The 13,796-nt window shown below is 44.4% G+C and carries 11 protein-coding genes; 7 read left to right on the plus strand and 4 right to left on the minus strand.

Going from position 1 to position 13,796, the window contains the following annotated elements; genetic code table 11:
• Nucleotides 1-10: 10 nt before the first annotated feature.
• On the plus strand, nt 11-1,288 hold the full coding sequence (locus tag ACZIX4_RS16570; RefSeq protein WP_463336760.1) for a voltage-gated chloride channel family protein: 1,278 nt from the start codon (nt 11-13) through the stop codon (nt 1,286-1,288).
• Between the two features lie 77 nt (nt 1,289-1,365).
• Here the strand turns inward: ACZIX4_RS16570 and ACZIX4_RS16575 are convergent, their stop codons facing one another.
• Nucleotides 1,366-2,229 carry an SDR family oxidoreductase gene (locus tag ACZIX4_RS16575; protein WP_463336761.1) on the minus strand — a complete coding sequence of 288 codons (864 nt, stop codon included), beginning with the start codon at nt 2,227-2,229 and terminating at the stop codon, nt 1,366-1,368.
• Between the two features lie 135 nt (nt 2,230-2,364).
• Between ACZIX4_RS16575 and ACZIX4_RS16580 the strand changes: the two genes are divergently transcribed.
• Nucleotides 2,365-2,727, plus strand: coding sequence for a winged helix-turn-helix transcriptional regulator (locus ACZIX4_RS16580; protein ID WP_463336762.1), 363 nt, complete (start codon nt 2,365-2,367; stop codon nt 2,725-2,727).
• Nucleotides 2,728-2,893: 166 nt separating this feature from the next.
• Here ACZIX4_RS16580 and ACZIX4_RS16585 read toward each other — a convergent pair whose 3' ends face one another.
• On the minus strand, nt 2,894-5,959 hold the full coding sequence (locus ACZIX4_RS16585) for a T9SS type B sorting domain-containing protein (RefSeq protein ID WP_463336763.1): 3,066 nt from the start codon (nt 5,957-5,959) through the stop codon (nt 2,894-2,896).
• A gap of 228 nt (nt 5,960-6,187) precedes the next feature.
• Here ACZIX4_RS16585 and ACZIX4_RS16590 point away from each other — a divergent pair, with 228 nt between their 5' ends.
• From ACZIX4_RS16590 to ACZIX4_RS16600, 3 genes are all read left to right on the plus strand, one after another.
• Nucleotides 6,188-6,613 (plus strand): response regulator, encoded by a 426-nt coding sequence (locus ACZIX4_RS16590; protein ID WP_463336764.1) that lies wholly within the window; start codon nt 6,188-6,190, stop codon nt 6,611-6,613.
• A gap of 151 nt (nt 6,614-6,764) precedes the next feature.
• On the plus strand, nt 6,765-8,474 hold the full coding sequence (locus ACZIX4_RS16595; RefSeq protein ID WP_463336765.1) for a GH39 family glycosyl hydrolase: 1,710 nt from the start codon (nt 6,765-6,767) through the stop codon (nt 8,472-8,474).
• A 293-nt stretch (nt 8,475-8,767) separates the two neighbouring features.
• On the plus strand, nt 8,768-9,745 hold the full coding sequence (locus ACZIX4_RS16600; RefSeq protein ID WP_463336766.1) for an IS110 family RNA-guided transposase: 978 nt from the start codon (nt 8,768-8,770) through the stop codon (nt 9,743-9,745).
• A gap of 212 nt (nt 9,746-9,957) precedes the next feature.
• Here the strand turns inward: ACZIX4_RS16600 and prfA are convergent, their stop codons facing one another.
• Nucleotides 9,958-11,031 (minus strand): peptide chain release factor 1, encoded by a 1,074-nt coding sequence (gene prfA / locus ACZIX4_RS16605; protein WP_463336767.1) that lies wholly within the window; start codon nt 11,029-11,031, stop codon nt 9,958-9,960.
• A 183-nt stretch (nt 11,032-11,214) separates the two neighbouring features.
• Between prfA and ACZIX4_RS16610 the strand changes: the two genes are divergently transcribed.
• A complete protein-coding gene (locus ACZIX4_RS16610) occupies nt 11,215-11,631 on the plus strand; it encodes a lipocalin family protein (RefSeq protein WP_463336768.1) in 417 nt (138 codons plus the stop codon).
• Nucleotides 11,632-11,744: 113 nt separating this feature from the next.
• On the opposite strand, the gene ACZIX4_RS16615 is transcribed toward ACZIX4_RS16610, so the two are convergent.
• The gene (locus ACZIX4_RS16615; RefSeq protein ID WP_463336769.1) at nt 11,745-12,842 is read right to left on the minus strand and encodes a hypothetical protein; all 1,098 of its coding nucleotides are present in this window, start codon (nt 12,840-12,842) and stop codon (nt 11,745-11,747) included.
• 100 nt (nt 12,843-12,942) lie between these two features.
• Between ACZIX4_RS16615 and ACZIX4_RS16620 the strand changes: the two genes are divergently transcribed.
• On the plus strand, nt 12,943-13,710 hold the full coding sequence (locus ACZIX4_RS16620) for a TIGR02757 family protein (RefSeq protein WP_463336770.1): 768 nt from the start codon (nt 12,943-12,945) through the stop codon (nt 13,708-13,710).
• The last annotated feature ends 86 nt before the right edge of the window (nt 13,711-13,796 follow it).

Below are 13,796 nucleotides of genomic sequence, written 5' to 3' on the forward strand. Positions count from 1 at the left end.
ACCAGACATAATGAAAGAACAACAAAACATTGCCAATACTCCTGTAAAACATTTCCTGATTTCTTTTTGTAAATGGCTGCTGCTTGCTGTGCCTATAGGTGTGCTTGTGGGTTGCGCTTCTGCATTTTTTCTGTGGTCGCTTAACAGGGTTACCGATTACAGGGAAAGCCACCTTTGGCTCATCGCCCTGCTACCGTTGGGCGGATTTATCATTGGTCTTACCTACCATTATTTTGGCGAAAGTGTAGTGAAGGGGAATAACCTGCTGCTGGAAGAAATGCATTCGCCTAAAAAGATCATCCCGTTCCGTATGGCGCCACTGGTGCTTTTTGGCACTCTGGCTACGCACCTTTTTGGTGGTTCGGCGGGGCGCGAAGGTACTGCGGTGCAGATGGGCGGTGCTATTGCCGACCGTTTTACCAAGTGGTTTCGTCTGGAAGATATTGACCGTAAGGTGGTGCTGATTATGGGTATCAGTGCGGGTTTTGCCTCGGTATTCGGTACGCCGCTGGCCGGTGCCGTATTTGCCGTTGAGGTAATGATGATAGGCCGTGTGCGTTACCATGCCTTGCTACCCAGCCTTGCCGTGGCGTATATAGCTGACTGGTCCTGCGAATTTTGGAACATTGGACATACACATTACAGCATACCCTCAGTCCCTGATATTACTGCTGAAGGATTGTTGTATACGTTGCTGTGTGGCGTATTGTTTGGGTTGGCGGCGTTGCTGTTCAGTAAGGCTGTACATTTCTTTAGCAATCAGTTTAAGAAATACATCAGCTACCCTCCGCTGCGTCCTGTAGTGGGTGGGGTGGTTATAGCCCTTGCCGTGTGGGCGCTGGGTACTACAAAATATGTAGGGCTTGGAGTACCTACTATAGTGGAATCATTCAGCGTAAGCGAGCCTCCTTATGCCTTCCTACTGAAGTTACTGCTTACCACCTTTACGCTTGGAGCAGGCTTTAAAGGCGGCGAAGTTACCCCGCTATTTTTCATAGGCGCTACGCTGGGCAGTGCACTCTTTATGGTAGTACCATTACCGCTGGCATTACTGGCGGGAATGGGATTTGTTGCCGTATTTTCGGGTGCTACCAATACACCTATAGCCTGTACAATTATGGGTATAGAGCTTTTCGGTGCTGAAGCCGGTGGATACCTTGCCATAGCGTGTGCGGTGGCGTACCTGTTTTCGGGGCATACCGGTATTTACAGCAGCCAGGTTATGGGCGGGCCAAAGTATATACTGTACCGAAAGTTTGGTAAAAATAAAAGCCACGAATTACACTAATTGGCACAAATTAATTTGTAACCCTATAGTTGTAATCCGTGGCTCAACTGTTTACTGTGACTGTAAACTGCGGCTGATTATTTTCCGTAAACCCCGGTTAAATAGTCTTTTAATGCCGTAGGTTTCCTTCCGATAAGCGCTTCAAGGTCAGACTTTCCGGTTTCGTATTCATGCTCTTTAACCGACTTGGCAAATACGCTCAACATCCACACAAAAATATCAGGTACACCTGCATCTGTAAGCACTTGCTTGTAGGTATCTTCATCCGGGCTTACATAGCTTACTTCCTTACCTGAGATTTCAGAAAGGTAGGCGGCTACATCGGCAAACGAATATTCTTCATTGCCTGCTATGGCGTATTCTTTATTGTTATGGCCTTCGGTAGTAAGTACCGTAGCGGCTGCAAGCGCCATGTCTTTGCGGGTTGCAAAAGGTACTTTACCATCTCCCGCAGGGAAAAAGATACCTGTTTCCAGTACTTTTTCGCCTACAAACATTGGTACCACATCAGCATACAGGCCATCGTTTAGCAGTACATAGTTTAGCCCGGATGCTTTAAGGTAATCTGCCGTAAGGGCATGGTCTTTGGCAATGATTTCCGTAGCCGAATTGTGCGCATCCTTAGCTTCGATGCTGGTATAAGCTACCTGTTTTACGCCTGCTTCCTTAGCGGCATCGATAGCATTCCTGTGCTGGCCAAAACGGTCGTCAAAATCATTAGATGATATAAGCAGTACTTTTTCTACACCCTGGAAAGCCGCAACAAGCGAATCGTAGTTTTTATAGTCGCCTATGCGAACACTGATGCCTTTATCACCAAAGGCTTGTGCTTTTTGTGCATCACGTGCCAAAACGGCAATTTGGGATGCAGGTACTTTTTCAAGAAGGTAATTTACAACGGCAGTACCAAGCTGCCCGGTTGATGCTGTTACAAGTATCATATTACAATGTTTTAAAAAATTATTAGCTATTGTTTTTATTACATTGCAAACTTATCTACATTTGCTATACAAAATATAGTACTATGCTTTTGGGTAGCGCTACCCTTTAGTATAGTGCCTTTAAAAAGATATAGCATGGAAACACCCGATATAACCCTTGAACCCTTTGTACGCTGCCATAAAGAATCCATGCGTCCCATAAAAGACGCATTGGAAGCCTTGAGCGGCAAATGGAAAATGCCCATAATGGTAGCGCTTAGCAGCGGCCCGAAACGCTTTAAGGAGCTTTCGGCTGAGGTGGGGGGCATTACCGACAAAATGCTGAGCAAGGAGCTGAAGGACCTTGAAATGAACCAGCTGGTAAAGCGTACGGTTTTAGATACCTTTCCGCCTACGGTAGAGTACCGCTGGACGGCCCATAGCTATACGCTGGGTAATGTAATGTGTGCCCTTGAAGAATGGGGCAGGCTGCACAGGGAAACGGTTATAGGCAGATAATTTTAGATTTCAGAGGGTAGATTTCAGATTGAGCTTCACTCATACCCATACCGCCGACCCTGCAAGGGTCGCGCATATTAGCCCCGGATAACGTCCGGGGAGACATTAAAATAAAAGCAGCATGAAACTCAATCTGAAATCTACCCTCTGAAATCTGAAATTATAACTATCTCATCAGGCTGAAATGCCCTTTATGAACGGTCCCATCAGTGCGTTTTACCACAAACCAATAATCGGTGGCGGGCATACGGCGGCCATTGTAAGTGCCGTCCCAACTATCGGTGTATTGCAATACGGTTATCAGTTTACCATAACGGTCAAATATCTCCGTAACTAATCCTGCCTCCAGCGAGCCGAATTCCACCCGCCATGTCTCGTTATACGAATCGCCGTTCGGGGTAAAGTATTTCGGGTAATTCAGCAGATAAACAGTATCGCTTACGATGCCACAGCCGTTTTTATCACGTACGTAAGCCCGATACCTCCCCGGTTCCAGTCCCATAAATACATTGCTGTCCTGCCAGTTTTGTCCGTCTATGGAATACTCGTAGTCGCCCAAACCTGTGGCATATATCTCAATCACGTTGTTTTCATCCGTCCAGTCGCTTACTTCAAAGCCTGTTATGGTAGCCGGATTTGATACTATAACTGTAAAATCCTTCACACTTGTACATACCGTACTCCCGTGGTTTTGGGTAACCGTAACCGAATAACTGCCTGCTTCGTCTATGGTTATGCTTTGGGTAGTTTCCCCTGTAGACCAGCTGTAACTGTCGAAACCCGCACCGGCATCAACGGTTACCGTACCGTTTTGGCACAGGGTCGCAGTATCGTCTATGGTAATTACAGGGACATTTACCAGTTGCAGTATAAGCGTTACCACCTGGTAGCACTTATCAGACGATTCTATCCTTACATACAGAATGTTCGTACCGCTAAGCAGCGTATAAGCCTCAGGCGATGCTACCTGCTGGCTAATTATCTTTTGTGTTGCCGCCTGTACCGAAGTATAATACAGGAACACACTGCTTATGTCTGTGGTAAGCTGGGTTTGGTATGCTGTAAGGTCTACCGTTTCGGTATTGTCGTTGCCCTCATCGCACACAACATCCGAAGCATTACTCACCGGGATTGACGGTGACACGATGCTTACCGTTACCGCAAAGCGTACCTGGCTTTCACATCCGCTTATAGTTTGGCTGGCGTAGTAGGTAGCCCCGTCGGTTAGTGATGTATAGGTTGTAAGTGCCATATCACCGGTTGCCGTGCTGTACCATTGTACATTTGTACCTGTGGCTTCCAACAGTGCTACGGTAGGGTTTTGCGTGGTGCAGAATTGTTGTGCGGCATTCCCGGTAGGGGCAGCTACATTCAGCACCGTTATGGCTACCGGTATGCGGAGGCTTTCGCAAATGTTTACTGTTTGGCTGGCATAATAGGTAGTGCTGTCTGCCAATAGGGTGGAGGCCACCAATGCGGAACCTCCTGTAGCAGCAGCATACCATTGTACATTAGTCCCCGTAATGGTTATATCGGCCAGTGTAGCATTATTGTATATACAGAATGTCTGCGCGGCATCGGCCACAGGTAGCGGCTCGTTATTTACGTAAGGATTTATAGTAATGCTAAACGGGTCAGACAGGCAGCCCAATATGTTTTTGGTCAAAACCGTATAGGTACCCGCTGCCAGGTTGCTTTTTGTGGCGGAAGCCTGCCATGTAGTGCCGTTATCAAAACTGTAGGTAGCCTGGCTGTCGGTTATGGTAATGGTGCCGGTAGGGGTAATGCAATCGGGCTGGGTAACACTCACCGTAGGCAACGGCGGAAAGCCCGAAGCTTCAGGTAAGGTAACCGCTGTAGCATCAGACGAGCAACCCTGTGCATTCTTCACTTTTATCTGGTAATCGCCGGGAGGTACTGCCGCTGTGTTTGAAGCTGTCCACGTAATGCCATTGTCAAAACTATAAAAGGCTTCAACAGAAGTGATAGTGATGGTACCGTTGGCATCGGCACAAGTAGCAGGGGCAGTTGTTGTAACCGTTGGTACATTCGGTATGCCGCTGCCCACGCTTACGTGTACTGTGGTTACAGCTGATACACAGCCTGTCGTTGTATTTTTTGCTGTAACGGCATAATCCCCTTCGGCAAGAGCGCTGAAGGTGGTGCCCGCCTGGTAGTTTACACCATCTATGCTATAGGTAGCCCCGGTAGGCGATGTTATACTGATGCTGCCCGTAGGGTTACCGCATTCAGAAGGGGTACTGGTGGCTACAGGTGCATCGGGTGCGTCGCTTACGGTTATGGTAATCAGGTTACTTGCCACACGGCACGCAGCCGATGCTATATTGCTCGTTTCCGCAGTAGAAAGGCGGTACAGGTATACCCCTGCTGCACTTACACTTACGGTATAGGAGGTTGTAGTGGCACCCGATATATCCGTCCAGGTAGTGCCGTTATTGGTACTTACCTGCCATTGGTAGGCAGGGTTGGTATACACCCCGCTGGTAACAATTTCGCCCGTAAGGGTATACGTAGCCGTTTGCCCGTCGCAAATTTGCATACTTGTGGAAGTGGTATTGTTTATCTCGGAAGTAACCGTAGGGCCGCAGGGTGCAAAAGCTATATCATCGAGTGCTATGTCATTGCCCGGCATGGCGCCTACCTTATTGTTCCGCATGCGGATGATTACTGTATCAATGCCTTCCGGAGTTTGGAAATAGAATCCGAACTGTTTCCACAAGGCGCTGCCTGCAAGAGGGATGTTTCCCGTATTGTACGATTCCAGTATGGTGCCGTCGGTCTTTTCTATGGTAAAGGTGATGTTTGGAGTACTGTTGTCCTGGCTTTTCAGCAGGTTCATTATCCATGCCGAAAATTCGTAAGTAGTATTAGGGCACAGGCCGCTAACGGTATTTTTATAGAAATAATCGGTTACCGATGTGCTGGCGTTTACCACCATCATGTAGCCGCCACCGGTATGGTCGGTCGTCGTCCACCAGGTGTTCGGGGTATTGGTGGTTTTTTCTATTGTATAGCTACCGTCATTTGGGAAATCAGCGCTGGAATAGGTGTAGCTGGTTATACTACTGCCCAACGCAGGACCATGGCTGTTACTGCCGGTACCGAAGTCGAGTTTCACTACAGGGTCGCCCAGGCTGCCGCTGCACAGCTGTGCATAACCCGAAAAAACTGTGAGGATAAAGGCAGCCAGTAAGAAATAATTGCGTTGCATAGTGGTTATTTTAGCAAATACGAATGTAACGGTTACCCGAAGCCTCCATTGTGCTTTTGAGGTAAAGCAATGGTTATGTGAGGTAAAATTGCCTTTGCTTCAAAATGATAACAATTTGGCGAAAGAAAATTACCACTCACCGAACCTAATATTCGTCTCGCCGTATTTTGAAAAAGTGACCGGATATTGAATATTACTTTTACATCAGTAATGCAAAACAGCCATACCATGAATGCGCATATTATTTTGATTGACGATGATGATGATGACCGCCTTTTGTTTCGTGAAGCCATAAAAAGTACCGGTTTTGTAGATGTTTTTAGTGAATACACCTCCGGCAGGAGTTTTATTGATTACATGGATACCACGGCTTCAGCTTCGCCGTGCCTTATTTTTCTGGACATCAATATGCCCTCGATAGACGGCTACACACTGCTGAAGATTATCCGTGGCAACCGCTCGTTCGGGGCCAGTAACGTGGTAATGTTTACCACCGGAAGCAGCCAGTACAATGTAGATTTTGCCGAGCAGAACCTGGCATCGGGATTTGCTGCCAAGCCGCATGATTACAGCAGGCTTGAGGAAATTATCCAGAATGCGGTACACCATTTTTTACCGCCAAAGGCTCCCAAGCATTTTTTCAGTATGATTTAAAAATTAGTAAATTATATTTTTTTAGGATGTGCCGCTGCAAAGCGGCTTTTTTGTTTTTTGCATAGTGTGTAAAATTTCAGGTTAATAAGTGTTGATTATACAATTATTTTTACCAAATTTGTTTTAACCTCATTTTAAAGAACACCTTATTATGCTGAAAACCATTACTGCACGATGGCTTAGCGCTGCGCTCTGCCTTATGTCCTGCTTTGCCGCACCCACACTTTTTGCGCAAGGCACTACTGCCGCTAAAGCCACAATCACGGTAGACCTTAACCAAAAAACAGGAAAGATGAAGCCCGTTTGGGCATGGTTTGGTTACGACGAGCCAAACTACACCTACATGAAAGACGGCAAAAAGCTGTTGAGCGAAATTGCCGCCCTCAGCTATACACCGGTGTATGTGCGCACCCATAGCCTGCTGGTTACCGGCGATGGCACCGCTGCCCTTAAATGGGGCTCAACTAACATGTATACTGAAGATGCAAAGGGTAACCCCATCTACAACTGGCGTATTGCAGACAGTATTTTTGATACCTATGTTATCCGCGGTATGAAGCCTTTGGCACAGATAGGGTTTATGCCACAGGCACTTTCTACCCACCCGGAGCCGTATCGACACTACTGGAAACCCGGCGACCCGTATACCGACATCATTACCGGATGGGCCTACCCGCCGAAAGACTACGATAAATGGCGCAACCTTATATATGAGTGGGTAAAACACTGCGTGGCCCGCTACGGTAAAAGGGAAGTGGAGAGCTGGTATTGGGAAGTTTGGAACGAACCGAACGGCCACTACTGGAAAGGTACCCGTGAAGAATTCCTGAAGCTGTACGACTATGCTGCCGACGGTGTAAAGAAAGCATTACCAACCGCCAAAATAGGAGGGAACAACATAGCCGGTACACGCGGCAAGGAGTCGCAGGAGTGGGTACACGAGTTTATAAAGCACTGCCTGTACGGTACCAACTATGCCACGGGCAAGAAAGGCGCCCCACTTGATGCGCTGCTGTTCCATGCTAAAGGTTGGCCTAAATCGATAAACGGCGTGGTACAAATGGACATGAGCCCACAAATGAAAGACATTCAAACTGGTTTTACCATAGCCATGTCGTACCCGGAAACTAAGGGGTTGCCGCTTATCATAGGCGAGTCTGACCCGGAAGGCTGTGCGGCATGTGGTATGGCTACCAATCCTGAGAATGCTTACCGAAACGGTACATTGTATTCCAGCTACACGGCGGCTTCGTTTGCACGGAAGTACCAACTGGCCGACCAAACCGGGGCTAACTTCCTTGGGGCAGTGTCTTGGTCGTTTGAGTTTGAAAACCAACCGTGGTTTTACGGCTTCCGGGACCTGGCTACAAACGGCGTAGATAAGCCGGTGCTAAATGTGTTCCGTATGTTCGGGATGATGAAAGGCGACCGCGTAGTGGTAAACGGTAGCAGCATGTACCCGCTGGAAACCATAGTAAGCAAAAGTGTGCGGGGCGATAACCCTGATATTGGCGGCCTTGCCAGCCTTGATGAAAATTCAGCCGCAGTTATGGCCTGGAACTACCACGATACCGATGCACCCGCACCCGATACCCCGGTAACCATCACCATAAACAATATACCTGCCAAAGCGGCTAACGTGAACATTTATCTTATTGACAAAGACAACAGCAACTCATATGAGGTATGGAAAAAGATGGGTTCGCCCCAAAATCCTACTGCTGCACAAATAGCCCAACTGGAAGCTGCCGGGCAGTTGAAATGTATACGCACTGCCAAGGCAAATATTGATAAAGGCACGTATACGTTAGAGATGCCGCTTCAACGCCAGGCAGTAGCTTTAGTGAAGCTGGATTGGTAGGAGAGAAGCCACGAATTACACTAATTGTGACGGTAAGGATTACTTGTTTTTATGAGATTGCCATGCTTCGCTCCTTTAGATTTGTTTTTTGAAATTACTTAGATTTATGATTGAGAAAGGAAGCAAAAGTGCACTATGCTTCGCTCCGGGCTAATGACCCATATCGCGATTCAGACTTTCGCCTCCCTTTCATCAAATACTCAGATAGAAATTAGGGTTCGTGGCCCATTATTAAGGAGTTGAGTTTATGATGAATTTCTCAAATCACATTGTAGAATTGTAAAAGCAAATTTATGAAAAACATTATTATTGGGATTGACATTAGCAGCAAGACTTTAGATGTTTGTATCAAAGAAGGACAATCAATTAGTTACCTCACTATTGAAAACAAAACGAAAGCGATTAAAAGCTTTCTTAAACCCTATAACCAAAGAGATGTAGTTATTGCCATGGAAAACACAGGCAGGTACAACTGGACTTTATTGGAAGTATTGGAATCTTTTACCTTTAAAGTCTATGTTATATCTCCATTACATCTTAAAAAAAGTATGGGCATTGCACGAGGTAAAAATGACAAGATTGATGCTTTACGAATCTGTAGCTTTATAGAGAAGAACCAGCAGGAAACTCCTCAATGGAAGCCATCTACAGCGGCGATTAAAAAAATCAAAGTACTGCTGACAGAAAGGGCTTTGAGGATAAAAATGAAAAAGCAACTATCAGGCCAGCAGCATGATTATAAACTAATGAAGAATATAACCCTGAATAAACCGCTGTTGAAACTTAATTTACAACTAATCAAAAGTATTGAAGATCAAATCAAGGCAATTGAGACAAGTATTGAGAAAATCATATCTGATGATCAAGAGCTTAAGCAACAACACACCCTGGCTAAGTCGGTTCCCGGGGTTGGTAAAGTCTTATCCTGGATGTTCCTGTCTAAAACGGAAGGCTTTACTACGATAACAAATCCTCGAAAAATGGCCTGTTACAGCGGGGTTGTTCCTTTTGATTTTCAGTCAGGCACTTCAATAAGAAAGCGTCCGGGTGTGTCAATGCTGGCAGATAAAACAATTAAAAAAGTATTGCACTTGGGAGCAATGAGTGCTATTAGGCTGGATAATGACTTAAGAACATATTATCTCCGAAAAGTAGGAGAAGGAAAGAATAAAATGAGTGTTTTAAATGCTATCAGAAACAAAATAATCCATCTGGTTTTTGCGGTAATAAAAAACCAAATCCCTTATCAAAAAGATTTGGTTTTATCATAGAAATCGCAATGACGGGCCGTGAAAAACGCAGTGTATACCCAGTCCAATCCGGTCTGTCATTGCGAGCGAAGCGCGGCAATCTCACACGCATTTGGTTTTCAATCCGCGCTATCAACATAAAATTACCCATTTGTGTAAATCAGAGCAATTCGTGTCTGATAAAAACAAAAAAAGCTGCCAATTGGCAGCTTTTTGTATATTATAGCAAGTGATTAAAACACTTCGCTTTCTTTCAGTTTTTCGGTATTGTTTACCAGCTGAAGCTCGTCAATAAGTTTCTGTACGCTACCGTTCATTACACCGTCAAGGTCATAAATGGTAAGACCTATACGGTGGTCAGTCACACGTCCCTGAGGGTAGTTGTAGGTACGTATCTTAGCCGAACGGTCGCCGCTGCTCACCTGGCTGCTACGCTTGGCTGCATCTTCTTCCTGCTTTTTGGCAAGTTCCATTTCGTAAAGGCGCGAACGCAGTACCTGTGTAGCTTTATCCTTGTTCTTGTGTTGTGACTTTTCGTCCTGGCACTGTGCTACAAGCCCGGTAGGGATGTGCGTCATACGTACGGCCGATTTAGTGGTGTTAACCGACTGCCCGCCGGGACCCGATGAACAGAAAAAGTCGATACGTACATCGTTCATGTCCAGGTGCACGTCAAATTCTTCCGCTTCAGGAAGCACCATTACAGTAGCTGCAGATGTGTGTATACGTCCCTGTGTTTCGGTTTGTGGTACACGCTGTACCCGGTGTACACCGGCTTCAAACTTCAGGGTACCGTAAACATCTTCGCCGCTTACTTCAAAAATAACCTCCTTATAACCACCCGAAGTACCTTCGCTTACGTCTACAACGCTGGTCCTCCAGCCTTTGTTTTCGCAGTAGCGGGTATACATCCTGTACAGGTCTCCGGCAAAAATACTTGCCTCGTCGCCACCGGTACCGGCACGTATCTCCACCATTACGTTCTTGGCATCTTCAGGGTCTTTAGGTATCAGCATGAATTTTATTTCTTCCTCAAGCTGCGGAAGCCTTTCTTTGGCCTCATCCAGCTGAAGCTTAGCCATATCCACCATTTCGGCATCGCTGCCATCGGAAATAATTTCCTGGGCTTCTTCCATGTTGCCCAGTACTTTTATATATTCCTCACGCTTGTCTACCAGCGCCTTTAGGTCTTTATATTCTTTATTTAATGCTACATAGCGTTTTTGGTCGGCAATGATTTCCGGGTTTATTACAAGGTCAGATACCTCGTCAAAACGCTGTTTTATAAACTGTAACCTGTCTAACATAGTCTGTCTCTGCTTATTTCAGGGTGCAAAAGTACGTAATTTTTTTGATACTCAACAGCCTGCACGCAGTATACGACAGGCATAAATTTATATGCAATTAATGTGCCGTAACCACGTTACTATTGCACAGCCGGAAATTTTTTTGCTGTTTTGTACTATATAATTTAATACCACACACACCCAATGAAAAACAAACTTCGCGCAGCCGCACTTATGGCTGCACTGGCACTGGCCGTAGTAAGCTGCGGTGATGATGATTCAAGCTCTGTAAATTCGCCGCTGGTAGGCAAATGGAAGTACTATGGCGACTATGATGCTGTAGACGATGAGCTTGATGTATACGATGACGATTGTTATACTTCAACTGTAGAATTTAAAAGTAACGGCAACGCCAATTACCATGAAGCCGACTGTGAAGAAGGCTACGACGATACCGAAAACTTTACATGGGAATCTATGAACGAAAATGACACACAGATTAAGGTTAACTTTGACGGCGATACCGAAATTATGTACGTACGCTATTCTGCAAACCAAGACACGCTTACCATACAGGATGCCCAAAACGACCTGAGCGGAGAGGTATACCTAAGGCAGTAATTACCAAATAATTTATATTAAAACTGCAATACGGTTCAGGCTGTGTTGCAGTTTTTTTTTTGTGTGAAGGTTATTTTTTAGTGTTGTTATTGCCTCAAATTGTTTAACGATTATTAATTTTTTGAAATAAAGTTTTCATTCACGCACCAACCTCTTTTAAGTGTTCCTTCATGCACAAAAGTAATCGAAACATATTTTCCGACAATTTCGCCTAACTGTATATCAGTGAACTTTGGTATTGTGCACACAATTTTAGTTCTACCATCGGGTTCAGTATATATTCTTTTTGGAGTGTTTGTTTTTGCGTTATAAGCTGGAATGCTGTTTGCAACTACAGAGGTGGTAGTAATTTCTTTATCATTACTTGTTAAATATTCAAATAAATTACCAGCTTGAGATTCTAATATGCCAGCAGCACTAATCCCAATCACTACAGCAATTATTCCAACCAACGTAATGTTTTTAAAGTTTGTATAGATTTTTTCAAGTGCTTCCTTCTCTCTTGTTAACAATGCACTTTCCATAGCAGCATTGTATTTGTTCAGCACCCACTCCCATACTGATAGATAAATAGGCGGATTCTCATTCATTTCATGAGTTAAAATCTCACCAATATTTAAAGCAAATTCATTTGTTGTTTGTTCGTCAAGATTCTCGACTTGTGAATATACTGTACTAACATTCTCTGCAAAGCGTTCAATTTCTGAAGTGAGTTTAATATTTTTGGATAGCTTTGACTCGACTGAATTTGTAGATAATATTGTATGCCATTGCTGAAAAGGTCTATGCCAATCTGTAATTAAGTTAGTTTTGGATACGATTTCAGTTACGTTAACTAAAGAAGTTTTAGACCATGGATATGTTTGAATATTGGAATTACTATTAAAGAGTGATTGCAAATTCATTTTTGCGGTTAAAATACTCTGCAAATCTGTTAATGCATTGTTCTTTTGAAATTTATCACTCCAAGTAGAAATACTATTTATAGGATATAGCCTACCATGTGTAGTAGAAGTTTTTATAATGGACTCCCACATCTGTAATGTACTTCCGGTAACGGCTTTGAGTGCTAAATTTTTGTCTTCTTTGTGAATCCAGTTGTTATAATTTAGAGGATTTGATATTGCTGCTACACTAGAATTAATACTATTAGCTGTGGAGAAGAGTTGGGAATTTAATCCAAGTCCTAAAATTTTATTCAAATCGTCCATTATCGAAAATTATTACCAAATCTACAATTTATCAATAATCTAAACAATAGCTTGTTGACTAATTGTTTTAATTACTTTTGCCAAAATGCTTATGGTAATTATGGATGTATTAGATTTAAAAGACCTGCTCGATACTAAATACTACGAATACAACAACAGTAATTTTATAGCATCGGACCCGGTGCAAATCCCACACCTGTTTACCCTGAAAGAAGATATAGAAATTGCCGGTTTTTTGGCTGCTACCATAGCATGGGGTAACCGTAAGATGGTAATCAACAACTGCAACCGTATGATGGATATGATGGGCAACAGCCCGTACGACTTTATTATGAGCCACAAGCCACACCAGCTTGAACCGCTGGAAATTTTTGTACACCGAACCTTTAACGGTACTGATTTTACGACCTTTATAAGGGGACTAAGGCACATTTATACCGTACACGGTGGTTTGGAAACTGTTTTTAATAACCACCAGAAAGACGGTTACCTGCACAACGCCATAAACCAGCTGAAACAGAAGTTTTTTGAAATAGAACACCAGCAACGCACACAGAAACACATAGCAGACCCATTGCGTAACAGCGCTGCCAAACGCATACACCTTTTCCTGCGGTGGATGGTACGGAAAGACAATGCCGGTGTAGATTTAGGTATTTGGGATTCTATATCACCTTCATTGTTATCGTGCCCGCTGGATGTGCACAGTGGCAATGTAGCCCGTAAGCTGGGCCTGATAACCCGTAAACAGGACGATATAAAAGCGCTTAACGAACTCGATACCAACCTTAGGCTCTTAGACCCGGCCGACCCTGTAAAGTATGATTATGCACTATTCGGCCTTGGTGTATTTGAAGGGTGGAAATAGTATAACAGTCACTTCTCTCGTAGTGTAACCAATTTCCCGTTAGTTAAAAATAGGGTTTTACCTATATTTTTCCTGTAAGTATTTGC

This window comes from Flavobacterium niveum, assembly GCF_055231775.1.

Bases quoted from the DNA above. Each gene is read 5' to 3' on its own strand.
- ACZIX4_RS16585 (WP_463336763.1), bottom strand. From the start codon at position 5,959: ATGCAACGCAATTATTTCTTACTGGCTGCCTTTATCCTCACAGTTTTT.
- prfA (WP_463336767.1), bottom strand. From the start codon at position 11,031: ATGTTAGACAGGTTACAGTTTATAAAACAGCGTTTTGACGAGGTATCT.
- ACZIX4_RS16570 (WP_463336760.1), top strand. From the start codon at position 11: ATGAAAGAACAACAAAACATTGCCAATACTCCTGTAAAACATTTCCTG.
- ACZIX4_RS16610 (WP_463336768.1), top strand. From the start codon at position 11,215: ATGAAAAACAAACTTCGCGCAGCCGCACTTATGGCTGCACTGGCACTG.
- ACZIX4_RS16600 (WP_463336766.1), top strand. From the start codon at position 8,768: ATGAAAAACATTATTATTGGGATTGACATTAGCAGCAAGACTTTAGAT.
- ACZIX4_RS16575 (WP_463336761.1), bottom strand. From the start codon at position 2,229: ATGATACTTGTAACAGCATCAACCGGGCAGCTTGGTACTGCCGTTGTA.
- ACZIX4_RS16595 (WP_463336765.1), top strand. From the start codon at position 6,765: ATGCTGAAAACCATTACTGCACGATGGCTTAGCGCTGCGCTCTGCCTT.
- ACZIX4_RS16580 (WP_463336762.1), top strand. From the start codon at position 2,365: ATGGAAACACCCGATATAACCCTTGAACCCTTTGTACGCTGCCATAAA.
- ACZIX4_RS16620 (WP_463336770.1), top strand. From the start codon at position 12,943: ATGGATGTATTAGATTTAAAAGACCTGCTCGATACTAAATACTACGAA.
- ACZIX4_RS16590 (WP_463336764.1), top strand. From the start codon at position 6,188: ATGAATGCGCATATTATTTTGATTGACGATGATGATGATGACCGCCTT.
- ACZIX4_RS16615 (WP_463336769.1), bottom strand. From the start codon at position 12,842: ATGGACGATTTGAATAAAATTTTAGGACTTGGATTAAATTCCCAACTC.